Genomic DNA, 25,131 nt, shown 5'->3' on the forward strand with positions numbered 1-25,131 from the left:
ACGAACCGCCCGAACAGACCGGGCGGTTTCCGCTTGTACGCGCGCGTCGCACAGCAGCGGCGGCCGCGATGGTGAGCCACCGGTCGTCCCGGGAGCGTCCGGGCCTCGCCGACGGGTCCCGGGACGAGACCCGTCGGGGCCGGCGGTCCTTGAGGCGCCTCGCCTCCGGCTTCCACCCTGCTCAGGTCCGTTCCTCACCGAGGGCGGTACCGGCGGAGCTCTCCATCGCGAGGAGGTGCGGGCGCTTGGGGGCGCGCCCGTCGCCCGACGAGTGGCCACGCAGGCGTCTGCCGAGCCAGGGGCCGAGATGGGAGGCGACCCACCGGAGTTCCGCGCCTGCGGCCCGCCACCCGGTCGGGAGGGGGACGTCCGGAGCCGGCAGGGAGTGGGTCCAGGTGTCGTCGCTGCCGGGCAGCGCGAGGGCGTGGGCCATGGCGGCGGCGATCCGCTGATGCCCGAGAGGGCCGGCGTGGAGCCGGTCCTGACTCCACAGCCGCGGATCGGCGACGACAGGATGCCGGCCGGTCTCGGCGACGATCACTCCATGGCGCCGGGCCGCGTGGCGGATGCGGTCGTTCAGGTCGATCACACGGGAACCGAGGGGCCGGGCGAGCGGAATGACGCGCGCGATGTCGGGGAAGGTGAGCGTGGCGACGCGGGCGCCGTCCGCGGTGAGCGCGGCGAACATCGCCTCGATGTGACCGGCCACCTCGTCGGCGTCGAACCGCGGTCGCAGCACGTCGTTGACTCCCGCGACCACGGTGACGAGGTCGGGGCGGAGGGCGAGCGCCGGAGCGAGCTGCTCGGCACGGACCTCGGCGGCCAGGCGTCCCCGAACGGCCAGGTTCGCGTACCGCAGACCGGGGTTGTGGCGTGCCAGCTCCTCGGCGAGCCGATCGGCCCATCCCCGCAGTCCGGCGATGTCGTCGCCGTCGCCGAGACCCTCCGTCTGACTGTCGCCGAGCGCGACGTAGCGCAGTCGGTGCGGTTCAGTACCGGACATGGGAGCCCCGCCCTCCGCGCGTACCGGCGGCCTTGCGTTCGCCGCGACCACGATCGCCGCTCGGCGGGGCGCCGTCCTCCGCACGCACAGCGCGGCGGGGCACCCGCACGATGAGCGCCGCGCCCCTTCCCCGGCCCGCCGATCCGGCCTCCCCCGGAGGCACAAGCCGCAACACCATCCGAACCCCCTCCTCGCGATCCCCGTCCCCACGAACAGGCGAACCGATCCTCAGAATACTCATGAATATGACTAGTCGTGTTTCTGAGCACCAGCCCTGATGCGGTGGCGGTCGGTCCTGGTTGGACGGGCCGCGGTGCCATGCCGAACGCGGGACGGGTGTCGGCCGACCGCAGGCGATTCCCGCGAATGCGGTCGACGGAGCCGGCGCACAGGAGCAGGGTCTGTGCCATGACCGATCATCCGCCGCCCGCACCCCTGCCGGACCCCTACCGGAGCCGCCCCGCCACCGCCGCCGATGCCTTCGTCGTCCACCGGCTGGTGGCCGCCTGTGAGCGCGAGCGGCTCGGCCGCATTCGTACCGGTCTGGACGCCGTCGCCGCCGATCTCCGCAGGCCCGGGCTGAACCCGGCGATGGACACCCTGCTCGTGCACGCCCCGTCCGGGGCGGTGGCGGGTCGTGCCTGGGTGCACGGCGGCCGACGGTGCCGGATCGACGTCCACCCCGGGCACCGGGGGCGGGGACTGGGCGCCGCGTTGCTCGTCTGGGCCGAGGCCCGTGCACGCCAGGTGGGCGGCCGACGGCTCGCGCAGACCGTCTGCGACGGCGACAGGGCGGCCGTCGTGCTCCTGCGTTCCCGCGGGTACAGCCCGTTCGTCACACAGTGGCTGCTGGAGATCACGCTGCTCACCGAGCCGGCGGTGCCCGAACCGCCGGAGGGCGTCACGGTACGGCCCTTCCGGTCGGGTGACGAGCGGGCCGCGCACCAACTGACCGAGGACGCCTTCGCCGAGTGGCAGAAGCGACGGAAGCCGTACGAGGAATGGGCCCGCCTGACCGTCGAGCGCGACACGTTCGCGCCGGAGGTGTCGTCGGTGGCGTTCGCCGGTGGTCACATGGTCGGCGCGGTACTGGCGCTGGACGTCCCGGGCGCGGACGAGGGGTACATCGACCGGGTTGCCGTGCGAGCCGACCACCGCAACCGCGGGCTGGCCGGCCTGCTGCTGCGGGAGACGTTCCGCGGTTTCCACGGAGGAGGGCAGCGGGTGTGCACTCTGTGGACCCACTCGCGGACCGGGGCACTGTCGCTGTACGAGCGCGCGGGCATGACCGTACGCCACAGCTCGACGGTCTTCGGCAAGGACCTCCCCCAGGAGTAGCGGTCGCCCCGCGGGACGTCGGCCGATCGCTGAGGGCTCGGGGGCTCCGGTCCAGCGCGCCCTCGTCACCGTCCGCCGGACGGGGACGACTCGTCACCGTCCTGCGGCCCGGTGGCTCGGTCGGGACGGGCGGCGGGGCGGCCCTCGCGGGCGTCGGCCTTCTCGACAGTGCGCAGCACGGCCCAGCAGCCGAGTGTGACGGCACTCAGCGTCCAGGCGTTCTGCCAGACGAACGGCCACCACGGGGCCGAGGGCCGGGCGAACGCCTCGATCGCGCTGAGGAGTACGGCCGCGGCGAGCACTCCGCACACGAGCCGCTCGGTGAAACGGGTCCTGCGGGCGCCGCTGGGGGATCCGTCCGGCGGGCCGTCTGTGCGCATACGGTGTGTTCCCCTGGTTCGCGCCCGTGCGGGCTCCCTGTCGGCCGTTCCGGAGCTCCCGACTCCCGCGCGGCGGGCGCGGGCTCACTCCGACCCCGTCTCATGGGTTGCCCGACGCCGGCGGTGCAAACGGCGGCGGGGAGCGGAACCGGTGTGAACCCGTGCGCATGTGTGCGACGGACGGCGTTCGCCGCCGTACCCGAAGCGCGGGAACCGGACGTGTCAGGAGTCCGGCCCGGCCAGGGGTCCGCCGGCGGCCAAGGCCAGTTCGGCGAAGCGCTCGCCGATGCGGCGGTGCGTGGCGGCGTCCGGGTGGAGTTGGTCCGGGAGGGGCAGTTCGGCGGTGTCGGCCTCGCCGTAGAGAGCGCGGCCGTCGAGGTAGTGCAGGTTCGGGTCCCCGGCCCTCCGCTCCCCCACGACGCGGGCCAGTTCGTCGCGGATGACGCGCAGGGTCAGCTTCCCGCCCGCCCGCTCCGCGGGATCGCCGACGGCCCGGAAGCGCAGTCGACCCGCGCTCAGCGCGCTGAAGTCCGGCACGCTCGGACCGGGCGTGTCCTCGTGGATGGGGCACAGGATCGGCGAGACGACCAGCAGCGGTGCGTCGGGGTGGCCTTCGCGAACGGTGTCGAGGAAGCCGTGGACGGCCGGAGCGAAGGCGCGCAGCCGCATCAGGTCGGTGTTGACGACGTTGATGCCGATCTTGACACTGATGAGGTCGGCGGGGGTGTCCCGGAGGGCGCGGGCGGTGAAGGGGTCGAGCAGGGCGCTGCCGCTCAGGCCCAGGTTGATCAGCTCCACGCCGCCGAGGGCGGCGGCGAGTGCGGGCCACGTGGTGGTGGGGCTCGCCGCGTCGGAGCCATGGCTGATCGAACTGCCGTGGTGCAGCCAGACTCTGCGGTGCCCGTCCGGCGCGGGTTCGACGGGAGCGTCGGTGCGCAGGGCGACCAGCTCCGTGGTCTCGTTGTGCGGCAACCAGATCTCGACGTGCTTCGTGCCCTCGGTCATGCCGGTGAAGCGGAGGGTGCCCACCGGGCCGGGCCGACTCTCGACGGTCCCGGTGGCCATGTCGATGGTGAGCGTGTTGCCGCCGACCACACTGCCCTGGCCGGCGAGCCGACCGTCGACGAGCAGGTCGTACACGCCGTCGGGGCGGGGCGGGGCGCCCGCGTACTCCCTCTTGGTGGGGAGTGTGTCCAGTTCCACGGCGGTCGCCCGGGTACGGAACGCCAGCCGTACGCCGGAGGGTTGGGCCTCCGCCATGGCGAGCTGTCCGTCGGCGCACTGGGCGCGGGCCCGGGCGGGCAGCCGGTGCGGGAGCACGCCGTGAGCGGTGTGTTCCAGTTCGAGGGTGCCGCGGACGAGGTCCGCGGTGAGGGGCGTGGTGATCCAGTCGTGCTCTGTGCTGTGCATGGGTCGGCCTGTTGCTCGCAAGGTCGGGACGGAAGGGGCGATCACGGTGGTGGGACGGGAGGAACGCCGAACGGTTCGGACAGGGCCGAGCGGTTCGGATCCGGTCGGCGGCCTTCCGCCGGGCCTGCACGTAGCAGGTACGGGGACGGGGCAGGGCGGGGACCGAGCGCGGCCGCGGTCAGGGCGCGGGCCAGTTGCGCAGCAGGGCGTCGAGCGCGTCCAGGGCTCGTGACCAGGATTCCTGCGAGTCGGGGGCGCTGTGGCTGAACCCTCCCGCCAGCTCCAGGCTCACGTATCCGTGGAAGACACTGCCCAGCAGCCGGACCGCGTGCGTCCGGTCCGGCTCGCTCAGGTCGTAGCCGCGCAGGATCGCCCGTGTCATCTGCGCATGCCTGCCGCCCGCGCCGGCGGCCGCCGCCTCCGGGTCGAGCCTGAATCGTGCCGCGTCGAACCGGCCGGGATGCTCGTGGGCGTAGTCGCGGTAGACGTTCGCGAAGGCGGTCAGGGCGTCCTTGCCGGAACGGCCCGCCAGTGCGTCCGCAGCCCGGTCGGCGAGTTCCTCCAACGCGAGCAGGGCGATCCTGGTCTTCAGGTCCTGGGAGCTCTTCAGGTGCGAGTAGAGGCTCGCGACCTTGACGTCGAACCGTCTGGCGAGCGCCGACACGGTCACCTGGTCGAAGCCCACCTCGTCGGCCAGCTCCGCACCCGCCTGAGTCAGGCGTTCCGTGGTGAGACCTGCGCGCGCCATGCCTTCCCCATCCCTCGGACATCCCTTGGACGGATCGACCCCCTGAGCCGACCGACGGATCCATAGTGCGATTCCTAATCCATTTAGGCAAATAATTAAATGACTTAGCCAGATTGCATGGCCACGACGGCAGCGAGGCACGTCGCTCCACGCCGCGACCGCACCGTGGATCACGGAATCGCGGTCCGGCGGGTGCGTGGGGTAGGGGCCCGTCAGGTCGAACCGGCGGGCGCGTGGGCGGCGGGCGCACGGACGCGCGCGGTCCGCCTCACAGCGCCCGGCGCGCGCCGTCGACGTCGCGGTCGGGCAGGGGCCGGCGCAGATCACGCAGATGGGCGAGGTCCTCGGGCGGCGGGGTGTCGGGCCGGTGGAACAGCGGCGCCTGGTCGACGGCCGTCGCCGGAGCGTCGGTCAGATGGAAGCGCTCACGCAGCCGGTGGTAGAACTCCAGGGGCGCCAGGCGCGCCAGGCGCAGCCGGTACGGCGCCCGGTAGGCGGCGACCCAGTCCCCGGGATCCAGCACGCCGCGATGCTGCCCGTCGACGCTGACGGCCACCCGTCCGGAATGGGGCAGCACGCGCATCGCGACCGCTTCGTCGGCCGCGGCGATGACCGTGCGGCCGAAGGCCATGTGGGGAGCGACGGGCGTGAAGACGATGGCGTCGGCAGCCGGGTCCACCACCGGCCCTCCGGCGGCGAAGCTGTAGGCGGTGGAGCCGGTCGGGGTGGCCACGACCACCGCGTCGGCCGAGTACGAGGCCAGGAGCTGCCCGGCCAGATAGACGGCCACACTCGCCTGCCGGTCCCGGGCCAGCTTCTCCAGTACGACGTCGTTCACCGCGGTGACGTCCAGCGCGACGCCCCAGTCCACCGCTTCGGCCGAGTCGGTGCGCACCGCCGGGGCGGGCAGCGCCGGACCGCGGCCGTAGCACAGCAGCGTGTCCAGGCCCACTGGCGTACGGAGCGGGCGCGACGCGCGCATCGTCAGCACCATCCGGTCCTCGATGACGGCCTCGTCCCGATGCAGGACGTCCAGGGCCTCCTCGACCTGGCCGGTGGTGATCTCGGTGAGAAAGCCGACCCGGCCCACGTTCACCCCCAGGACGGACGCCCCGTCCTTGGCCGCGATACGCGCACCCCTCAGGAACGTGCCGTCGCCGCCGAACGTGAGGATCAGCTCGGGGTGGCCCGCGGCGTCGGCCTCCGCCTGGCCGCCGCGCCTCGGTTCGCCTTCCCGCCACACGTCGATGTCGGTGCAGCCGACGCCGTGCGCGGCACACCATGCCCGGGCCGCCCGCGCCGCCGCGACGGCGGCGGGACGGCCTTGGTGGACGACCAGCCCGATCCGGTTCAGAGGCATCGCCTTCCACGCTAGACCGCCGGGTGCCGGCGCGCAGAAGGGCCGGTTCGGGCGCGTCGCGCGTCGCGACCGGTGTGCCATGACCCGTGGAGCGCGCGGCTCGTGTCAGTGCCGTGATGCATGATCGGCTCGTCGACTCCTCGAAGGGGTCGATTCCTCGAGGGGTGGGAGGGCACCATGCCGATCACGAACCAGCAGGTGGCGGGGCACGCGTTTCTGCGGCAGCTGTACGCGGACGCGTACTACCCCGATCACGTCGTGGACCAGGGCAGAGCGATCCTGCTGCGGCTGTGCGAGCGGATCGAGGCGGAGCCGCCGTCGGACGTGGCGGCCCTGTACGTGCTCACCCATGCGGCGACGGAGGAGTTCAACCTGCTGGAGGCGGAGTTCGAGGCGGCAGGAAGCGAGATCGAGACCGTCGCCCGGGAGGAGATCGCCGAGGACTTCCGGTTCGTCGCGTCGACGTACGGATTCCCGGACGCGGACGTGGAGGCGTTGATAGCCACCCGGGAGTGGTGAACAGTCGCGGTCGGCCCTGCCTCGCGAAGGGGGCTCAGGCCCCGAGGCCCAGAAGAGCCACCTCAAGTGGCATCACCGGGCGCTCGGGAAGAGCCGGCGGCTCCTTGCCGCGGCCCCGGGTCGGGGCACACCGGCACGGGCGCCGTGGCAGGTCGTACGGGTCGGGCGGACCGCCCCTCCCCTCCGGTCGGCGGATGCCGCCGTGCCGCGCGGGCCGAGGAGAAACCGGCTCGTTAGAGGCGGCGGAGACGGGGCAGAGGGGATCGAGACGATCTTGGAATGAGCTGATCCCGAATGAGGTGAACGCTGCACATGACGATACCCGTCCGGCGTCCGCGGTCCGCCGATCGAGCCGCCTTCAGCATGAGGCAGACGTTTCTGTGGTTCGCACTGACAGGGTCCGTGCTCTGCGGGTGCGGTCTGATGCTCAGGTCGCTCGTGAGGGCGGCAGGCACGGGCGGAGCTCTCGGTGGTGTCGCGCTGCTCGGCACGGCTTTCGTGCTCCTCGGACTGCGGGGTGCCGGCAGCGGGCGCCGGTCCGTTCCGCGCCCGCAGGTCGTACCGGACGAGCGGTGGGAGACCGAGCCGGTCCCCGTTGCCCCGTCGACCGAGGCGATGGCGCGGGGCGAGAGCGGCGAGGCCCTCGCCGCCATGGACGCCGAGGCGTTCGAACTGGCGATCGCCGCGTTGTGCGAGCGCGACGGCTGCACGGACGTCGAAGTGGTGGGCGGCAGCGGGGATCTGGGCGCCGACGTGCTGGCCGTCGCGCCGGACGGGCGGCGTGTGGTCATCCAGTGCAAGCGGTACGGGCCCGTCAACAAGGTCGGTTCGCAGGACATGCAGCGTTTCGGCGGCACCTGCTTCGCCGTGCACGAGGCGGACATCGCCGCCGTCGTGACCACGGGTGAGTTCACCGGTCCCGCCGCGGACTACGCGGAGCAGTGCGGCATCCTGTGCCTGGACCGGACAGCCCTCACGGCATGGGCCGACGGCACGGCCCCCGCCCCGTGGCACCGCGACGGCTCTCACTGAACGACGTGCCGCCTGGCGTCGCGGAGGCTGCGACGGTGTGACACCTCGGGCCCCTGCCCGGCCGGGCGCCCTGAAGTCGCCGCGTTCGTCCCGGGGTTTCGGGGGCAAGCGAGGGACATGAATGCACGCGCATTGACATTCCGGAGCCGCTCGGTGGCACACCGAGCGGCACGCAGCGGCGCCGTGGAGACCGGCGCCCGATGGGGCCTCGCGGCACGCGGGTTGATCTATCTCCTCATCGGTGTACTCGCGCTGCAGGTGGCCTTCGGGTCGGACGGTGGCCGCGAGGCCGACCGCGGCGGCGCGGTGGAGGAGCTCTCCGCGCAGCCCTTCGGCGCCGTGCTGTTGTGGGCCCTGGGCGCGGGTCTGATCGGCATGGTGCTCTGGCGGTTGTCGGAAGCCCTGTTCGGGGCGGCCGGTCCCGACGGGCGCAAGGCACGCAAGCGCGCTCTGTCGGCGGCGCGTTGCGTCTTCTACGCGTTCGTCGCGTACTCGGTGCTGGCCTTCGCCGTGGGTGACCGGGGCCCGGGGTCGAGCGACCAGCAGTCCCGGGACGTGACCGCCCGCGCCCTGGAACTTCCGGCCGGTCAGTGGATCGTGGGCCTCGGCGGCGTCGGGATCGCGTGCGCGGGTGTGTGGATCGGTGTGCGCGCCGCTCTGCGGAAGTACCGCAAGCACCTCAAGACTGGGGCCATGGGCCGGCGGGCCGGTCAGGCCGTGGACGTCACCGGGGTGGCCGGGGGAATCGCCCGCGGCCTGGTCTTCGCGGTGGCGGGCGGCTTCGCCGCACGCGCGGCCCTCACGTACGACCCCTCCGACGCGAAGGGGCTCGACGACACGCTCCGCACTTTCGCCACGACGGCCGCGGGTCCCTGGCTGCTCGTCGCGACGGCCACGGGACTGGTGCTGTTCGGTGTCTTCTCGTTCCTCATGGCCCGGTGGCGGAAGGTCTGAACCGCCCCGGCCCCCTTCGGTCTGCGCCTGCGCCACCCGCCGGTGGGATCGGTCCCGCCCAGGCCGGGGGCCGGGGCGGGACGCGAGAGGGATCAGCGCACGAGGTAGAGGGTGAAGGCGCCGCCCTCCTCGGCGATGCGGCCGATGTGGGCGTGGCCGCGAGCGGTCCGGTAGACACCCGTACCGCCGGTGAGGGCCACGTCGAAGTCGCTGGGCGGGGTGCCCACGGGGGTGGTCTTCAGGTGCTGCCAGGTCACCTGGCCGAGGGGCAGGCTGAACGTGCCCGTGCAGTGGGTGGTGGCGGGTGCCACCCGGGTGCAGACGGCGGCTTCGGTGCCGTAACCGCGGCCGTTGCGGAAGAGCTTGGCGGTGATGATGATCTGGTCGCCGAGCCCCGGTCCTGGTGTTCCGTTGTCGACCATCGTCGTGCCTGTGCCGGTCGACGTCAGACTGATCACCTGGACGCGGTTGTGTGCCGCGCTGCGGTGCGGATCGGACGCGTCGCCGGACGCGGAGACGGGGCTGACGAAAGCGGCCACGGACAACGCCGTAGCCGCCACCACGCCCCATTTGGAAAGGGAAAGCATGTGTTCCTCGCCTGATGCCGTCGGCTCCTCGGGTGCGGCACAGAATCGCCCTCGGCCTGACGTGGATTCAATTCCGAAACACTGGGAATGTGCTCGTTCATCCATCCGGCTCCCGCGCGGCCGGAGCCCCTTTGCGCCCGCCGCACCGGCGGTCGCCGCCTCGTCACGGCACGGCGTCTACCAGGGCAGTGGGCCCTCCGCGTCGAAGTACCCCCCGGTCGGGCCGTCGGGGCCGACCTGGGCCATGCGGACGATGATCTCGGCGCCCTGCTCGACGGTCTGTGTGCCGGTGCGGCGGTTCAGGTCCGTGGCCGTATAGCCGGGCTCCACCGCGTTGATGCGCATGGCGGGGAACGCCTTCGCGTACTGCACGGTGATCATGTTGACGGTGGCCTTCGACGCCGGGTAGGCCAGGCCCGGGTATGCGTGCGCCGGCGAGTCGGGGGCCGTGACCCGGGCGAGTGAGCCCAGACTGCTGCTCACGTTGACCACGACGGGGGCCGCGGACCGCCGCAGCAGCGGCAGGAACGCGTGGGTGACCCGTACGACACCGAAGACGTTCGTCTCGAACAGTCTCCGCATCGATTCGGCGGTCTCCTCCCCCGCACCCACCACTCCGCCGTCCGCCGTGCGCGCCTCGATCCCCGCGTTGTTGATCAGTACGTCCAGACCGCCGTCGGCCTCGACGACCTTCACGGCCGCGGCCACGGAGTCATCGTCGGTGACGTCGATGAGGACGGTGCGTGCGCCCAGTTCCTCGCCCGCCCGCCGGCCCCGGTCGGCGTCGCGACTGCCGATGTAGACGGTGTGGCCCGCAGAGACGAGCCGGCGGGCGGTCTCGTAACCGAGCCCCTTGTTGGCTCCGGTGATCAGTGTTGTCGTCATGCGTCCAGGCTGCGTCGACCGATGGGGTTCAGCCAGTCGCCCGGTGTTCCTGGGACTGCCGGTACCAGGCAGACCGGGAGGCGCGCGATGCACACTGGGGCCATGGCGAGGTCGGAGTTCGGGCGGGGCGGTTCGCCGCTGGCGCGACCGTCTGCCGCCCGAGGCCGCCGGTCTCCCCTCCGGCGGGCACCGGCGCGCGGCCGGGCTGCGCCGCGAGAGTTGGCCCTGCTGGCCGGAGTCTCGGTCGACTACGTCACTCGTCTCGAACAGGGACGCGCGGCCCACCCGTCGCCGCAGGTCGTCGAGCCCTGGCCAGGGCACTGCGGTTGTCGGGCGACGAGCGCGTCCATCTGTTCGGGCTGGCCGGGCTGGCGCCGCCCGGGCCGGAGACCATACCCGCGCGCATCACCCCGGGGGTCCAGCGGCTGCTCGACCGGATGACCGGCACCCCCGTCGCGGTGTACGACGCTTCCTGGACCGTGCTGACGGCGAACCCGGCCCACGCGGCGCTGATGGGCGATCCGAGCGGGTGGCGCGGCAACGAGCGCAACGGCGTGTGGCGGCACTTCGTCGGCCCCGGCTCCCGCGCCCGGCACACCCCCGAGTCCCTGCGGGCGTTCGAGGCGGCGCTGGTCGCCGACCTCAGGACGGCCGCCGCCCGCTATCCGGCGGACCTGCGGCTGCGGCGGCTGATCGCACGACTGCGCGCCGAGAGCGAGCGGTTCGCCGGACTGTGGGACTCCGGAGCCGTGGGCCACCACGAGTCCGCCCGGAAGACCATCGACCACCGCAGGCGGGGCCGCTGACGCTGGACTGCGACGTGCTCACCGTCGCGGGCAGCGACCTGCGCATCATGGTCCATACGGCCGAGCCCGGCACGGAGGACGCCGAGCGCCTCGCACTCCTCGTCGTGCTCGGCACACAGACGCTCGTCGGGTGGCGGGAGGCGTCTTCGGGACGGGCGCGATCGCTGCGTCCGCACCGCGGCTTCCGACACGGACGGCAGGCGGGCGGGCGAGGCGTCGACGGCCGCGGGTGGGCGGTGCTTCCGCAACACAGGGCCTTCGACCGGAGGGGAACGCGGCCGTGCCCACCGCGAGGGCGGTGGTGGGCTGCCACTGACGGGCAGCGCCCGGGCGCATCGCCGCACGCGTGTACGGGGCGATGAGGGGCATACGGAGTCCAGGACCCCTCGGGAGGGACAGCGATGGAAATCTCCGGCATCCTCAGCGCAATCGTGATCGGCATCGTCATCGGTGTGCTCGGGCGGCTCGTGCTGCCGGGGCGGCAGCGCATCGGCATCCTGTGGACGATCGTCGTCGGCATCGTCGCCGCACTGATCGGTACGGCGGTCGCGGCGGCACTCGGTGTCGCGGACACCGGCGGCGTCGACTGGATCGAATGGCTCATCCAGATCGGCCTCGCGGCGGTCGGTGTCGCCGCGCTCGACCGGGCCAAGGCGCTGCGCTGAGATCTGATCTCCGGTACACCGGCACGCACAGGTGTACACACGCGAGGGCCCCTGCGGTGGGATTCCGCAGGGGTCCTCGGTCGTGCGCCTCATCGTGTGGCCGGGTGTTCCGGGGCCGGGGGTCAGGACTGCTCACCGCCGGATCTCGTACACGGCGTTGAACCCGGTCTGCGCGGCCTTCCGGAACCGGGTGAAGCCCGCCTCCACGACGATCTCGCGGATCGCCGTCTCACCGGCCTGGGCGCCGAGGGCGTAGCCGCCCGGCTGGGACAGTCCGTTTGGCACGCACAGGAACGTGGAGCCGCTGTAGAACAGCCGTCCGACCGGGTTGAGGTTGTCCTCGATGCGGTCGGAGGCCGCGGGCTCGACCAGGAGCCAGGTGCCGTCCGGAGCGAGCGACTGCCGCACCCGGCGGGCTGCACCGACCGGATCCCCCATGTCGTGGAGACAGTCGAACATCGCTACGAGGTCGTACCCGGTGCCCGTGAAGGTCTGCGCGGTGGCGACCTCGAAGGACACCCGGTCGGACAGACCGGCCTCGGCGGCCTTCTTGCGGGCCAGCTCGATCGACTCGGCGTGGTAGTCGGAACCGGAGACGGTGGTACGCGGGTAGGCCTCGGCGATGAGCAGGGACGACGATCCCAGGCCGCAACCCAGGTCGGCGACCCTTCCGGCCGCGTTCAGCTTGGCGTCGACACCGTCCAGCGCCGGGATCCACGTACGGACGAGTTCGGCCACGTATCCGGGCCGGTAGAACGCGTCGCAGCCGATGAAGACGTCCTCGTCGTGCTCGTGCCAGCCGACCCCCTCACCGGTGCGGAACGCCTCCGTGATCCGCTCCTCGGCCCGCAGATAGCCCAGGACCACCCGGAACGCCGCGGCCAGATTGGGCCCCTCCGGGTCGGCGAGGCAGTACGCCTGCTCCTCGGTCAGCGAGAACGTCCCGGACCCGGGGTCGTAGTCGACGTAACCGCCCGCCGCCTGGCCGCACAGCCACTCGGTCAGGTACCGCCGGTGGCATCCGGTGCGCTCGGCGAACTGCTCCGGGGTCGCCGGGCCGTCCGCCAGGGCCTCGTAGAGGCCGAGCCGGTGGCCGATCACCACGGAACCGGCGGCGCCGGTGGCACCCAGGTCGCACACGAACCGCTCCAGGAACGCCGTCACCTTGTCCTGCTCCATCACTGACTCCTTCCTCAGCCGACCGGCCCGTGCCGGCCACAGGAGAAAGCCTCGGCGCGTCGCCTGTCACGGCCCTCGCACGGACTATCGTCGAGCTAACGGGCACGTCTTCGTTCCCGAGTTGCGTACGTACTGCTCGCGGCCTGCCCGTCCGCCTCCTCGTCCCGCTCCTTTTCCTCGCTCCTCGTCTCGTTCCCTTCCGATCCCTGTTCTCGTCCGTCCCCGCTTCTCGTCCTCGTACGGGGGTTCCATGGCAGTCGGGTGTCCGCCGCCGGCGGTCCGGGTGGAGGTGCTCGGGCCCCTGCGTCTGCTTGTCGACGGCACGGGAGTGGACGTACCCGGCCCGAAACGGCGTGCGGTGCTGGCACTGCTCGCCCTCTCCGAGGGCCGGATCGTCACCGTCGACCGTCTCGTGGACGCACTGTGGCCCTCTCAGGTGCCCGACTCCGGCCGACAGGCGCTGCACAACCACGTCTCCCGGTTGCGCGGGCACCTCGGTGCCGCATCCGACCGGCTCGAGACCCGGCACGACGGCTACCGGCTCGTCCTCGGGGACGGCGAACTGGACCTGGCCCAGGCACGCGCCCTCCTCGAGGCGGCACGGCACGACGGGACCGGCGGGTACGACCTGCTCCGGCAGGCGCACGAGCTGTGGCGGGGGCCGGTGCTCGCCGACCTCACCGGCGTCGAGCCCATCGCGGCCGCGGTCGAGGACTGCGCACGGCTGCGGCAGGACGTGACCGACGCCCTGGTCGCGCAGGCCATCGCCACAGGCCGGGCCGAGCAGGTCCTGAACCTGGCGGCCGCCTCCTCAGCCGCCGATCCCCTGCGCGAGCCCGCGGTCCTGCTCCTGATGCGGGCGCTGGCCGCCACCGGACAGGCGCCCCGGGCATTGCACACCGCCCGGGAGTACCGGCGCAGGCTGATCGACGAGACCGGACTCGACCCCTCCCCCGCGCTGGACGCGACCGAGCACGACATCCTCACCGGCACTCCACCGGCCCCGCAGACGCCCGCACCGGTAGCGCCACCGTCCACCGCGCAGACGCCCCGCACGCCTCCTCCGCCACCCGCCGACTCGACCGCCGGGCCCGTACCGCACCCCTGGGAACCGGCGACCGCGCCGAGGGAGACCAGTGCCACGGCGCAGCCCGATGCGCCGGCGCCGAGTGGCCCACCTGCCCCGCCCGCGTCGACGGCACCGGGGGACGCACCCTGCCGGGCGGCCACTCGGCTGATCGGCCGCGAACCGCAGCTCAGGACCCTGCGCGAGCTGCTGGCGGCCGAACGGCTGGTCACACTCGTCGGTCCCGGCGGCGTCGGGAAGACCCGCCTCGCGCTGGAGGTCGCGCGGCAGGACGGCGCGGCGATCGTCCTGCGTCTCGCGCCGGTCACCGACTCCGCCGCCCTCGCGCACGCCCTGGCCACCGCACTCAATCTGAAGGTCGACCGGGGCGATGTGCTCTCCGCCTGCCTCGCCGTCCTCGCCGACCGCCCCGGCCTGCTGGTCGTCGACAACTGCGAGCATCTGCTCGACGGCGTCCGCGACGCCGTCGACACGATCCTCGCCGGCTGCCCCGGAACCACCCTGCTGGCGACCAGCCGCGAACCCCTCGGGCTGCCCGCTGAACATCTCTTTCGGCTCGCGCCGCTGGCCCTGCCGCAGCCCGGTGAGGATCCCGCGCAGGTCCCGTCGTCGGCCCTCTTCCTGGACCGGGCCCGCCGCGTCCGGCCCGGTCCGCCGCCCACCGAGGAGGAACTGCGGACCGTCGCCGGGATCGTGCACCGGCTGGACGGGATGCCGCTGGCGATCGAGCTCGCGGCCGGCAGGCTGTCGACGTTCTCCCTCAACGACCTGAACCGCCGGCTGGAGCGCTCGCTCGACCTGCTCGCAGGCGGCACGCCGAGCGCCGATCGCCGCCACCGCACGCTCCGCGCCACGCTCGAATGGTCGTACCGGCTCCTCACTGCGGACGAGCAGCGGCTCTTCCGGCACCTGGCGGTCTTCCCCGACGGCGTCGACCTCGACACCGCCGAGCAGATCGCCGACGGCCTGGGCCTGGACAGCGACCCGGGAGCCGTACTGGCCCGGCTCGTCGACGCCTCCATGGTCGAGGCCTCGTTCGAGGGCACCACCCGCTACCGGATGCTCCAGACGCTGCGGGCCTTCGCCCTGGACCGGCTCTCGGCGTCCGGAGAGGACGACGCTGCTGCCCGCGGTCTGCTGGCCTGGGCCCGCAGGCTGACCGCGTGGATCGGCACCACCCTGGACTCCCGGGGGGAGAGCGAGGCCGACGGCACGCTGCGCCGCGAGCTGCCCAACCTGCGGGCCGCCTGGCGACTGGCCCGGGCCCGGGGCGCCGTGGACGACGCCGCGGCTGTCGTCACCGCCCTCTACGACGCCGTCGCCTACCGCGACCTGGTCGAGATCCGGGACTGGGCGGTGGAACTGGCAGCCGACGACGCACTCGACGGCCACCCCCTCGCGGGCGAGGTGCTGGGAACGGCGGCCGAGGCCACCTACCACCGCGGGGACTACCGGGGGGGCGGACCTGCTGGCCCGCGCCGGACTGGAGGGACCGGCCCGCACGACCGGGGCGTGGCACTGCCTCTCGGTCCTCTCGGTGGCCGATCTGGCCCGGGGAGCTTACGACGAGGTGGTCGAGCACTCCCTCGCCGCTCTCGCGCTCAGCGGTCCGCACCGGGAGAACCTGGGGATCGCCGCCCTCGCCATCGCCTACGCGGGCGACACGGACGAGGCGCGGCGTCTGAACGAGCAGGGGCTGGCTGGGGCGGTTTCGCCCTCGATGCTGGCGTGGGGCGCCTACGTCGCCGGGGAGATCGACAGCCTGTCGGGCCGCAGCGAGTCCGCCGAGGAGCGGTACGTACGCGCCGTCGAACTGGCCCGTGCCGCGGGGGCGACGTTCCTCGTCGGGGTCGCGACGGTGGGACTGTTGTCGCTGCGTGCCCGTACGGGCCGGGTCCGCGAGGCTCTGGGCGGCTATCGCGAGGTCATCGACTACTTCGCCCGCAACGGCAACTGGACCCATCTGTGGGTCACACTGCGCAATCTCGCCGGACTGCTGCGCCGGCTCGGCGACGACGAACCGGCGGCGCTGATCGAAACGGCGGCCGGCCGCGCCCCCGACGCGCCTGCCGTGGAGGGCCCCGGGAACGCCGCCCCAGGCCCTGGAGGCGCCGGCCCGCGGGGCGGGGCCGCGGCGCCGGACGTCCCGGCCCCGCCTGCCTCCGGCCGGGCCGCGGTGCTGGACGCGGCCCGGCGGGCGATCGAGCGGAACCTCTCCCGGACCGCGCGGCCGTGAGGCGCCGAAGGCCCGGCCGACGGCCGGACCGGTCATGTGGACGCGGCGGTTGTCGTCGGCTCCTCACTGTCGTGGTGCGCCGCCCCGGCGGTCGCGCGTGAGGTCGTCGCCGTCTCCGCAGCCGCGCGTGCCCGGGTCGAGCCCGCCGCGTCGGCGGCCGCCCACGCCGCGTGCGCTCCGGCAGTGGCCGCAACGCCGGACGCGGCCGCGTCGACGAACGACTCGTCACCGACCCAGGCCGTGAAGCGTTCCAGCCCGACGAACGCCATGAGTTCCGCCGTCTGGGTCCGCTGTGCCGCCAGCGCGCGCACCTTGCGGTCCGCCGTCCCGGCGTCCAGCTCCACGTCGACCGCCAGCAGCCGTTCGGGCGTGAGCACCGGCAGGCCGGGCGGAAAGATGCCCAGGCGCTCGTTGAGCGGTGCCCAGCGCGCGGCCCGCCGCTCGGCGAACGTGGCGTACAGCAGCCGCGCCCCGGGCGGGGCGGCCTGCTCGAACGCGGCCGTGGTCCAGGCCGAGACCGTCCGGTGGTCCGGATGGCCGGTGATGCCGTCCGGACCGAAGGTGAGGACGGTGTCGGGCCGTACGCACTCGATGATGCCGCACAGCCGTGCCACCGCCTGTGCAGGGGGCACGGCGGAGCACCGGCCGTCCGCGTGTCCGAGCCAGTGGTGCTCGTGCACCCCGAGGATCGCGAGACAGTGCGCCAGCTCGTAGGTGCGGGCGGCGGCCAGCCGGTCGGGCGGCCACACGTCCGGGTGCTCCGTGCCGAGTTCGCCGCGGGTGGCGGTCACGCACACCACCCGCGCCCCTCGGTCGCGGGCCAGCGCCATCAGTCCGCCGGAGAGGTAGGCCTCGTCGTCCGGGTGCGCCCAGACTCCCAGCACCGTCCCGAGTCGGTCGACCTCCGCTGCGGATCCGATCGTGGTCATCACCGGTTCTCCTTCCTGGCGAGGGCCGTGTGCACGACCCAGGCGGCACCGCAGCAGAAGACGGCGACCGTCCAGAGCCGTCCTGCTCCCGCACTGTCGACGACGAGACCGCCCAGCAGCGAACCGGCCGCCGAGCCGAGATGGACGGCACCGCTGTGCAGCGCGAGCAACAGCGGCGGCGCCGCGGTGCACAGGCCGATCAGCCGGTGCTGCTGTGCGGGTACGAACCCCCACACCGCAGTTCCCCAGCCGGCCACGACCACCGCCGCGGCGACGACCGTCGAAGACGTGTGCGGGAGGGCGGCGAAGGCGGCGGCGGAGACGGCCACCGCCGGCCCGACCACGCTTCCCGGACCCCGGCGGTCGGCCGCCCGGCCGCCCCACCAGGTCCCCGCGATGCCCGCGAGACCGAACACCGCGATGAACAGCCCGCTGCCCAGCGGCACGGCCGCGCCGGACAGCAGCAGGGGCAGATACGTGTACGTGCTGTACGAGGCGGTCATCAGCAGGAACGTCACGGCGAGTGTGGCGGCGACGGCCGGGGACCCCAACGGCAGGAGCCGTTCCCGTACCGCGGCACGGCATCGCGCGCCCGGCTCCGCGTCCCGGCATCGAGCGACCGGCTCCGCGCGGCGGCCCGGTTCGTCGCGGGTGAGCGCCAGGCCGACCACGGTGGCCGCGGCGAGGACGGCGGGGAGGGCGAACGCCGCCCGCCAGGTCGATGCCGAGGCCAGCAGCACGCCGGCCGGAGCCCCGAGCACCGTCGCCGCCGACATACAGCCGACGACCGTGCCGAGCGCACGCCCGCGATGGCTCGCCGGCACCGCCGCGACGGCGGCCCCGGCCGCGGCAGGCACGAAGGCGGACGCGGCGAGCGCGCTCAGCAGCCGTGCCGCGAGCAGCGCAGGAAGCGTGGGCGCAAGCGCCGAAAGGACGTTCAGCACCGCGAAGGCCGCAGCGGAGACGACCAGGACCCGGCGTGGCGGCTGCGCGGAGAGCAGCGGGGCGAGCAGGACCGCGCCCGTCGCGTACGTCAGCGCGAACACCGTCACCGCCAGCCCGGCACTGCCGACGGTGACACCGAGGTCCGTCGCGATTCCACCGAGGATCCCCGCGACGACGAACATGTCGGTGCCGATCGCGAGGACACCCGTGCCCAGGACCGCCACCGTGCGCCGTGCCGAGCGGGCCCGACCCTGCTCGCGCACCGCCGTCTCCCGCACCGCCGGTCCGTTCGCCGGGCGCTGAGCGTCGGAGTGCAGGTGATCTCGTCCGTCGGCACGGCGTCGAATTGCCCGCCCTGCCGTCCCGGTCGCACCGTTGGCCATCTCCGCCTCCTGGTCCCTCTCCCGGCCATCGTCGGAGTCCGGGCTGGCAGCGCCCTACCGCGGCGCTGTCACGCGGTCGGGTCGGGGCCGTGCGGCGGGAACCGGAGCAGGACGCGCGCGCGTCGCCGGTCATGACCGTGTGCGGCCTGGGGAGTGGGCCGCGGGAAAGGCGGGTGGACGGTGGCGGGCGGGAACGGGCGCGTGGGGACGGGGGCCGGCCGGGCGTGCCGCCGGGCGCCTTCGCGGCGCGGCGGGGAGCGGACGGGCGCCCCGCCGCGGCGCGGAGTGGTGTCCTGGGACGCGCTGCTGGTTCTGGTCCCCGTTCTCCTGGCCGGTCTGCTGGTGTTCCACTCGGCGGTGCCCAACGCGTTCGGCCGCCTGGGCAGTCTCCTCGAGACGTTCCTCCCCTGGCTCGCGTCGGCCTTCCCGGTCCTGCTGGTGGCGGCGCTGCTGCGTCGCTCGCTCGCAGGCGCCTGCGCCCTGCTCCTGGCGTTGACGGCGTGGGCCGGCGTCTTCGGCGGCCGGCTGCTTCCGCCTTCCGGCACGGACCGTGACGACCTCACGGTCGTGCAGCACAACATCAGCGACGAGAACCCCGATCCGGCCGCGGCGGCGCGGGAGCTCGCCACGACCGGAGCGGGCCTCATCGCCCTGCAGGAGGTGACCGAGGGCGCCCTGCCGGCCCTGACCGCGGCACTGGCACCGCGCTACCCGCACCGCGCGGTCGTGGGAACGGTGGGTCTGTGGTCGGCGTACCCGCTCACCGATGTGCGAAGGGTCGACATCAGACCGCGGGGGATCGCCGAGGGCTGGGACCGCGGGCTGAGGGCGACGGTCCGGCTGCCCGGGCAGGGGGAGGTGGCGGTGTACGTCGCCCACCTCCCCTCGGTCCGGCTCGGCTGGGACAGCGGCTTCCGCTCGGCCGACCGGGACGAGAGCGCACGACTGCTCGGTGCGGCACTGGCGGCCGAGCGGCTGGAGAGGATCGTTCTGCTCGGGGATCTCAACGGCACGGTGGAGGACCGGGGACTCGACCCGGTCCTCGCACGGCTCGGTCCGCCGCGCTCGGGGCATGCGTTCAGCTGGCCGGCGTCCTTCCCGCTGGCCCGGATCGACCAGGTCATGGCGCGCAACGCCACGGTGAGGGAGATCCGGGCGCTGCCGGCGACGGGCAGCGACCATCTGCCGCTCGCCGCACGCATCCGCTTCTGAGGACACCGCCGAGGGTCGCGTCGTGGGCGACGGACGGTCGTTCACGCTGCCGGCAGGGCAATCGCCCGGCGGCGACGGAAGCGCGCTCCGTTGCGTCGATCTTCCCGGCCGAGACGGTCAACTCACCGCACGGCAACGGCGGGAACGTCCCCACCACCGGCGCGCACCAGCGCGACGACCTGCTCCGACCAGAAGGAATCCGGCACAACAACGCCGCGTTTCGAGGCGGGTTCCGGCCGCACCGCAGTCCGTCGTACCCTCGAACGCCCGGACGGTGTTACGACCACATGCCCCGAACTTCGGGCAAACGGCGTACCCTGCATCACAACATTCCCACCACCGGCAGCAGGAACAGCCGCGTCAGGAGAGCACCATGACATCGACGCCCACCGCAACGCACAGCATCGAAGCGACAACGGAGCTGCTTCAGGCGGAGCTTCCCCTGCTGGAGGAGCAGCAGATCACACTGCAGAAGGAACTCGCCGCCGTCTCCGAGCGGTTGGAGTCGGTACGCGCGGCTCTGGCGGCGCTGAGCGCACTGTCGGCGACCGTGGTCCCGGGGCCGCGCGCCGCCGAGCCGGTCGTCGAAACGCCGGTCGTGGCCGAGGACCCGGCCGAGCCCGTCGCCGAGATCGCCGCGGAGAGCGGGGAACCCGTCACCGGATCCGCCGCGACGGAGGACACGCCCGCGACGCCGGAGCCCGAGGCCGAGTCGGGGACGGCGTCCGGCCGTCCTCGTACGTCGCGCAAGAGCGACACCGCCACCAAGGCGAAGGCGAAGGCGAAGAAGCCGGCCGCTTCCGCCTCCAGGCGCCGTCCGGCGACGAAGGCTCCCACCACAGCGGTCAAGTCCGTGAGGTCGAAGACGAAGACGAAGACGGCGGGCACCGCGAAGAAGGCGGCGGCGAGCGCGGCACCGGCCGAGGCGGCCCAGGAGACCGGCGGGCTGACCGAGCAGGTGATCGCCGTACTGTCCCGTCAGGCCGACACCGCGCTGCGGGCCCGGGACGTGGCGCAGGCCCTCGGCCGTGACGAGAGCGCCGGGAGCATCAACACCGTGCGCAGCACGCTCGACCGGCTGGTCGCCACCTCCCGTGCCCACCGCGCCGGCCGCGGCCTGTACCAGTTCCCGACCGGCTGAACCGTTCGCCGGGTCGGCCCCGGCTTCGACGCCGGCACGGCGCGGACGGCAGCGCACGTTCCGGCACGGCACCACACGGCACAGCGCGGACGGCCCGGCCCGCCACCCGTCCGCGTGCTTCTCGCACCCGAGTTGGCACGACCCGCCGGCCGGCGGCGGCTCCTCCCCGGCCGGCTGCGACGCGCAGACGGATCCACGTTTTTTTCGACCCGAACCCGTCCGCGCAGAGCCGCCGCAGGGCCTCGACGGCCGTCTTGCCCACCCCGTACCGGCCGTCGGGGCACGCGGTCGTGCAACGCGGTCGCGTTCGGAGCGCGGCGCCACCCGGTCGGGGCACGGGCAGAGGACGTGCCCCTTGGACACGGCCGGCCGACGCCGGGCGGCCGGGCCGTACGCGGCGGGCGAAACGCCCGGCGCGCGCCGTGGTTTCGCCGCACCGTGGTGAGCATGCCGAGCCGAGTAGCAGTGCTGTCCGACATCCACGGAGTCCTGCCCGCCCTGGAAGCGGTCCTCGCCGAGCCGGAGGTACGGGACGCCGACCGCATCGTCCTCACCGGGGACATCGCGGCCGGTCCCCAACCGGGCCGTGTCCTGGACCTGCTCACCTCTCTGGGCGACCGGGTCGCCTGGGTGAGCGGCAACGCCGACCGCGAACTGGTCGGGTTCCGCCGTGGAAGGAGTGGTCTCGCCGGCGATGCCATCGGCGCCTGGGCGGCGCGTTCGCTGCGCCCCGACCAACTGGACCTCCTGGCCGGTCTGCCCGCGACGCTGCGCATGCCGGTGACAGGTCTGGGCGATGTGCTGTTCTGCCACGCCACCCCGCGCGACGACGAGGAGGTCGTACTCGTCGACTCGCGCCCGCAGCGCTGGCGGGAGGTCTTCACCGGCCTGGACGGCGATCTCCCCACGGTCGTCTGCGGTCACACGCACATGCCGTTCGCCCGGCTCGCGGAGGGCCGGATGGTCGTCAACCCGGGCAGTGTCGGCATGCCGTACGGAAGGCCCGGCGCCCACTGGGCCCTGTTGGGTCCCGGTGTCCAACTGCGTGTGACCGACTACGACATCGACGCCGCGATCGCGTACGTCACCGAGGACTCCGGCTTCCCCGGCGCCGCCGCGTGGGCGGACTACCACCTGCGCGCCCGTGCCACCGACGCCGAGGCCCTGGCGGTCTTCGCCGGACGGGACGGCCGGGACAGCGCCTCCTGATCGCGGCCGGCCGGCACTCGCGCGGTGGGACGGCTACGGTGCCGGGTCGGCCGCCGGCGTACGGAGGGCGAGGAGGGCGATGTCGTCGTGGCCGTCGCTGGGGTGGTTGTCGGCCAGCGCCGTGACGTACGCCTCCAGAGGGAGCCCGGCGTGGGCGACCGCTAGTTCGGCGAGGTCCGCGAGGCTGCGGTCGATGGGGTGGGCCGGGTGTTCCACGAGCCCGTCGGTGAAGAAGACCACGGTGGAGCCCGGGGGCAGGGGGTGGGTGTGGTCGGGACGGGGCAGTGAGGTGTCGACGCCGAGGGGCACTCCCGGGTCGGCGTACAGGTACCGTGCCCGATGGTCCGGGGTGACCAGCAGCGGCGGGAGATGACCCGCCGAACTCCAGTGCAGCCGCCAGGCCGGTCCGTCGGGCTCGATCCGGGCCAGGCTGGTCGTGGTGACGGGGTTGTCGGTGATGGCCTTCAGGGTGCGGTCCAGCTGGGCGAGGACGGCGCTGGGCGGGGTGCGCCGGTCGAACAGCAGGGCACGCAGCATGTTGCGCGTCTGGGCCATGGCGGCCGCCGCGTGCAGGTCGTGGCCGACCACATCGCCGATGACGATCGAGACGGCGTCGTCGGGCAGCATGATGGCGTCGTACCAGTCGCCTCCGACGGAGTTGGGTTCGGTGGCGGGCCGGTAGACGGCGGCGGCCTCGAACGGACTCAGGTCGGGCAGACGTGGCAGCAGGAGCCGCTGGAACTGCTCGGCGCGGGCACGGACCTGCTCGAAGAGGCGGGCGCTTTCGATCGCGATTCCGGCGGCGCTCGCCAGGGCGATGACGATGTTCTCGTCGTGGGCGTCGAAGGGCCGTCCGTCACGCCGCTCGGACAGGTAGAGGTCGCCGTAGATCTCGCCGCGGACACTGATGGCGACGCCGAGCAGGGTGCGCATGTGGGGGTGGCCGGGCGGGAAGCCGACCGAGGAGGGGTGGGAGGCGATGTCGTCGGCGCGCAGCGGCTGCGGGTGGTGGATGAGGTGGCCGAGGACACCCCGGCCTCGGGGGAAGTCGATACCCGCCAGGTCGGCGCGCTCCTGGTCGGACAGACCGGCGGTGATGAACTGCTCCAGATACCCGCCGGACTCGTGCAGCACTCCCAGTGCTCCGTACCGGGCGCCCACCAGATCCATGGCGGTGGTGACGATACGGTGCAGCACCGCCGGCAGCTCCACCTCCCGGCTGATGGCCAGCACCGCGTCGAGCAGGCTCTCCAGCCGGTCCTTGGCCCGGGCCAGCTCCCTGAACTGCTCGGCGATCCGGCCGAAATCCGGCAGGGCGTCGTTGTCGGGAGGTGGTGTGTCGGGCGCGGTCCCGTCGTCGGGCTGCGGTGTCTCCTGTCCTTCCATCACGACGGCCCGGTGTCCCGGACCCGGCTCGGTCCGGCCGCAGACCCGGGCACAGCCACCGGCACCGGCACCGGCACCGGCACGAGAGAACGCTCCCGGGGCGCCGGACGCCTGCGCACCGCCTCGTCGGTGATCGGTGCGGGGCTCATGCGAAGTCGTGTCCTTCGTCGTGCTGGGGGCATCGTGGTCCTGCGGGTGACCGGCTGCGGAATCCTCCCAGCGTGACACGCTCCGACAGGCCCGAGCTCCCATTACTCCTTACGCGGCATGCCACCGCCGGGCCGTTCCGGCGTCCCCGCGGTGGCATGCCGCGTAAGGTCGCTCTCCGGCGCGGTACTCCCCGTCGGTGGCCGACGCGCCGGCCCCGCCGGGCACGAAGCCGGCGGGGCCGAACGGGTTCGGGGTCTCAGCCGTAGCGGCGCAGCTCGTGGAAGAAGTCACCGATGACGTGCAGTTGACCGGCGCGTTCCGTCTCGTCGTAGACGTACTTGCCCACGGCCAGGTCGAGCACCCCGAGGCCGAAGGGCGAGAACACCACCGGCCGGTCGTCGGGCACCTGCGCCTTGCCGCTCATGGCGTCGGCGAGGGTGCCGGTGAGGAAGTCCCGGTTGCCGGTGAGCTGCTCGGCCAGGTGCGGGGAGGTGTCGGCCTTGAGGCAGTGCTCGACGTCGTCGACGAAGTTGGCCGAGGCGAGCAGGATCTCCGGGGCGAGGTCGCGCAGGGAGACGTGCAGCACCAGCGGGTTGTGCGCGAACCACGAGGGGTCGGTGACGTGCGGCTTCGCGGCGATCGTCGCGAAGACGACCATGTCACTGGAGCGGATGAGTTCCTCGGGGTCCTCGTGGACGGTGATTCGGCCGGGGGTGCCCGTCTGCTGCAGATATCCGGCGAACCCGGTGGCGCTGTGCGCGGACAGGTCGTGCACGCCGATCTCGTCGAAGGACCAGCCGGTGCCGGCGAGGAAGGTGTGGATGTAGCGGGCGATCAGACCGGTGCCGAAGAACCCGACCCGCGCCGGGCGTTCGGTCCGGTCGCGGCCCAGCCGGTCGGCGGCGAGCGCCGCCATCGCGGCGGTCCTGGTGGCGCTGATGATGGAGCTCTCCAGGCAGGCGAACGGGTAGCCGGTGTCGTGGTCGTTGAGGATCAGGACGGCCGAGGCCCGTGGGATGCCGGCCGCGACGTTGTCGGGGAAGCTGGAGATCCATTTGAGGCCGTCCACGCGGACCTGCCCGCCGATGGAGGCCGGCAGCGCGATGATCCGGGAGTTGGGGCGGTCGGGGAAGCGCAGGAAGTACGAGGGCGGGTTCACCGAGTCGCCCTCGGCGTGCAACCGGTAGGTGGCCTCGACGAGGTCGGTGATCTGCTTCTCGCGATGGTGCAGGGCACTTTGGACCTGGGCGCCGGAGATCACGGCGAAGGGCGGCACTGCGGTCGGCTGGGACATGGAGGACTCCCGGGGGACGGGGCGGCGGGTGGGAAAGGTCGACGGGGTGGACGGGCTCGCTGTGCCGGCCGTGGCCGGACGGCCCGGATCCGGCGTGGCCGGGTGGGGATCGGGGGCCTGGCGGGAATGGCGGGCGGGCGCGGTCATCGGGTGGCCCGTCCGTCCGCCGCGGGAGCGTCGACGAGCCTCTGCGGGTCCGCCATCCCGACGAGGATCTCGCGGGGGCCGTCGTAGGGCTCGCGGCTGTGGGCGGTGCGGATGTTGTCGACGAGCATCAGGTCGCCGGGCTGCCA

22 protein-coding genes and 2 pseudogenes are annotated in these 25,131 nt (G+C 73.3%); 11 read left to right on the plus strand and 13 right to left on the minus strand.

The genetic code is table 11. The annotated features are described in order from the left end of the window. Nucleotides 1-181: 181 nt before the first annotated feature. Nucleotides 182-1,003, minus strand: a complete 822-nt coding sequence (locus BLT82_RS25745; protein ID WP_093658906.1) for an SGNH/GDSL hydrolase family protein — start codon at nucleotides 1,001-1,003, stop codon at nucleotides 182-184. Between the two features lie 408 nt (nucleotides 1,004-1,411). On the opposite strand from BLT82_RS25745, the gene BLT82_RS25750 reads away from it, so the two are divergent. Further along, nucleotides 1,412-2,341 carry a GNAT family N-acetyltransferase gene (locus BLT82_RS25750; protein WP_093658908.1) on the plus strand — a complete coding sequence of 310 codons (930 nt, stop codon included), beginning with the start codon at nucleotides 1,412-1,414 and terminating at the stop codon, nucleotides 2,339-2,341. A gap of 65 nt (nucleotides 2,342-2,406) precedes the next feature. On the opposite strand, the gene BLT82_RS25755 is transcribed toward BLT82_RS25750, so the two are convergent. The 4 genes from BLT82_RS25755 to BLT82_RS25770 all read right to left on the minus strand — a co-directional run bounded on the left by BLT82_RS25755 (nucleotide 2,407) and on the right by BLT82_RS25770 (nucleotide 6,239). After that, nucleotides 2,407-2,721, minus strand: a complete 315-nt coding sequence (locus BLT82_RS25755) for a hypothetical protein (protein WP_093658910.1) — start codon at nucleotides 2,719-2,721, stop codon at nucleotides 2,407-2,409. Between the two features lie 222 nt (nucleotides 2,722-2,943). After that, nucleotides 2,944-4,131 (minus strand): GDSL-type esterase/lipase family protein, encoded by a 1,188-nt coding sequence (locus tag BLT82_RS25760; RefSeq protein ID WP_093658912.1) that lies wholly within the window; start codon nucleotides 4,129-4,131, stop codon nucleotides 2,944-2,946. A 178-nt stretch (nucleotides 4,132-4,309) separates the two neighbouring features. Next, nucleotides 4,310-4,879, minus strand: coding sequence for a TetR/AcrR family transcriptional regulator (locus tag BLT82_RS25765; RefSeq protein WP_093658914.1), 570 nt, complete (start codon nucleotides 4,877-4,879; stop codon nucleotides 4,310-4,312). A gap of 268 nt (nucleotides 4,880-5,147) precedes the next feature. Further along, entirely contained in the window at nucleotides 5,148-6,239 is a 1,092-nt protein-coding gene (locus BLT82_RS25770) for an NAD(+)/NADH kinase (protein ID WP_093658916.1), read from the minus strand. Nucleotides 6,240-6,416: 177 nt separating this feature from the next. On the opposite strand from BLT82_RS25770, the gene BLT82_RS25775 reads away from it, so the two are divergent. The 3 genes from BLT82_RS25775 to BLT82_RS25785 all read left to right on the plus strand — a co-directional run bounded on the left by BLT82_RS25775 (nucleotide 6,417) and on the right by BLT82_RS25785 (nucleotide 8,744). Then, the gene (locus BLT82_RS25775; RefSeq protein ID WP_093658918.1) at nucleotides 6,417-6,758 is read left to right on the plus strand and encodes a DUF5713 family protein; all 342 of its coding nucleotides are present in this window, start codon (nucleotides 6,417-6,419) and stop codon (nucleotides 6,756-6,758) included. Nucleotides 6,759-7,070: 312 nt separating this feature from the next. Further along, the gene (locus BLT82_RS25780; protein WP_093658920.1) at nucleotides 7,071-7,790 is read left to right on the plus strand and encodes a restriction endonuclease; all 720 of its coding nucleotides are present in this window, start codon (nucleotides 7,071-7,073) and stop codon (nucleotides 7,788-7,790) included. 117 nt (nucleotides 7,791-7,907) lie between these two features. Beyond that, nucleotides 7,908-8,744, plus strand: a complete 837-nt coding sequence (locus BLT82_RS25785) for a DUF1206 domain-containing protein (RefSeq protein WP_093658922.1) — start codon at nucleotides 7,908-7,910, stop codon at nucleotides 8,742-8,744. A gap of 92 nt (nucleotides 8,745-8,836) precedes the next feature. Here the strand turns inward: BLT82_RS25785 and BLT82_RS25790 are convergent, their stop codons facing one another. Continuing rightward, nucleotides 8,837-9,283, minus strand: a complete 447-nt coding sequence (locus BLT82_RS25790) for a hypothetical protein (protein ID WP_244529594.1) — start codon at nucleotides 9,281-9,283, stop codon at nucleotides 8,837-8,839. Nucleotides 9,284-9,508: 225 nt separating this feature from the next. Next, entirely contained in the window at nucleotides 9,509-10,216 is a 708-nt protein-coding gene (locus BLT82_RS25795) for an SDR family NAD(P)-dependent oxidoreductase (RefSeq protein ID WP_093658926.1), read from the minus strand. Between the two features lie 102 nt (nucleotides 10,217-10,318). Between BLT82_RS25795 and BLT82_RS25800 the strand changes: the two are divergent. Together BLT82_RS25800 and BLT82_RS25805 are read left to right on the plus strand one after the other, a co-directional pair. Beyond that, nucleotides 10,319-11,153, plus strand: a pseudogene (locus BLT82_RS25800) (helix-turn-helix transcriptional regulator); the annotation flags it as partial. 270 nt (nucleotides 11,154-11,423) lie between these two features. Next, a complete protein-coding gene (locus BLT82_RS25805) occupies nucleotides 11,424-11,687 on the plus strand; it encodes a GlsB/YeaQ/YmgE family stress response membrane protein (RefSeq protein WP_093658928.1) in 264 nt (87 codons plus the stop codon). A 132-nt stretch (nucleotides 11,688-11,819) separates the two neighbouring features. Here BLT82_RS25805 and BLT82_RS25810 read toward each other — a convergent pair whose 3' ends face one another. Continuing rightward, nucleotides 11,820-12,866: a class I SAM-dependent methyltransferase gene (locus tag BLT82_RS25810; RefSeq protein WP_093658930.1), complete on the minus strand. Its 1,047-nt coding sequence runs from the start codon at nucleotides 12,864-12,866 to the stop codon at nucleotides 11,820-11,822. 250 nt (nucleotides 12,867-13,116) lie between these two features. Here BLT82_RS25810 and BLT82_RS38715 point away from each other — a divergent pair. After that, nucleotides 13,117-14,349, plus strand: a pseudogene (locus tag BLT82_RS38715) (BTAD domain-containing putative transcriptional regulator); the annotation flags it as partial. 1,141 nt (nucleotides 14,350-15,490) lie between these two features. Continuing rightward, nucleotides 15,491-16,189 carry a hypothetical protein gene (locus BLT82_RS38150; RefSeq protein ID WP_244529611.1) on the plus strand — a complete coding sequence of 233 codons (699 nt, stop codon included), beginning with the start codon at nucleotides 15,491-15,493 and terminating at the stop codon, nucleotides 16,187-16,189. Nucleotides 16,190-16,221: 32 nt separating this feature from the next. Here BLT82_RS38150 and BLT82_RS25820 read toward each other — a convergent pair whose 3' ends face one another. Together BLT82_RS25820 and BLT82_RS25825 are read right to left on the minus strand one after the other, a co-directional pair. After that, nucleotides 16,222-17,118: a PIG-L deacetylase family protein gene (locus BLT82_RS25820; RefSeq protein ID WP_093658932.1), complete on the minus strand. Its 897-nt coding sequence runs from the start codon at nucleotides 17,116-17,118 to the stop codon at nucleotides 16,222-16,224. Next, the gene (locus tag BLT82_RS25825) at nucleotides 17,118-18,326 is read right to left on the minus strand and encodes an MFS transporter (protein ID WP_244529595.1); all 1,209 of its coding nucleotides are present in this window, start codon (nucleotides 18,324-18,326) and stop codon (nucleotides 17,118-17,120) included. The genes BLT82_RS25820 and BLT82_RS25825 overlap by 1 nt, the downstream gene beginning before the upstream one ends. Before the next feature lie 408 nt (nucleotides 18,327-18,734). On the opposite strand from BLT82_RS25825, the gene BLT82_RS25830 reads away from it, so the two are divergent. The 3 genes from BLT82_RS25830 to BLT82_RS25840 all read left to right on the plus strand — a co-directional run bounded on the left by BLT82_RS25830 (nucleotide 18,735) and on the right by BLT82_RS25840 (nucleotide 22,008). After that, nucleotides 18,735-19,658 (plus strand): endonuclease/exonuclease/phosphatase family protein, encoded by a 924-nt coding sequence (locus BLT82_RS25830; RefSeq protein ID WP_244529596.1) that lies wholly within the window; start codon nucleotides 18,735-18,737, stop codon nucleotides 19,656-19,658. A 373-nt stretch (nucleotides 19,659-20,031) separates the two neighbouring features. Next, a complete protein-coding gene (locus BLT82_RS25835) occupies nucleotides 20,032-20,799 on the plus strand; it encodes a hypothetical protein (RefSeq protein WP_093658934.1) in 768 nt (255 codons plus the stop codon). A gap of 447 nt (nucleotides 20,800-21,246) precedes the next feature. Beyond that, nucleotides 21,247-22,008 (plus strand): metallophosphoesterase family protein, encoded by a 762-nt coding sequence (locus BLT82_RS25840; protein ID WP_093658936.1) that lies wholly within the window; start codon nucleotides 21,247-21,249, stop codon nucleotides 22,006-22,008. Nucleotides 22,009-22,041: 33 nt separating this feature from the next. On the opposite strand, the gene BLT82_RS25845 is transcribed toward BLT82_RS25840, so the two are convergent. The 3 genes from BLT82_RS25845 to BLT82_RS25855 all read right to left on the minus strand — a co-directional run. Continuing rightward, a complete protein-coding gene (locus BLT82_RS25845) occupies nucleotides 22,042-23,394 on the minus strand; it encodes a PP2C family protein-serine/threonine phosphatase (protein ID WP_404205269.1) in 1,353 nt (450 codons plus the stop codon). A gap of 406 nt (nucleotides 23,395-23,800) precedes the next feature. Further along, nucleotides 23,801-24,838: a 2,3-diaminopropionate biosynthesis protein SbnB gene (sbnB, locus tag BLT82_RS25850; protein ID WP_093658938.1), complete on the minus strand. Its 1,038-nt coding sequence runs from the start codon at nucleotides 24,836-24,838 to the stop codon at nucleotides 23,801-23,803. 143 nt (nucleotides 24,839-24,981) lie between these two features. Then, on the minus strand, nucleotides 24,982-25,131 hold a 150-nt coding region (locus tag BLT82_RS25855), incomplete at its 5' end, for a TauD/TfdA family dioxygenase (protein ID WP_143041536.1).

It is taken from the genome of Streptomyces wuyuanensis, assembly GCF_900103455.1.
Classification (GTDB): Bacteria; Actinomycetota; Actinomycetes; order Streptomycetales; family Streptomycetaceae; genus Streptomyces; species Streptomyces wuyuanensis.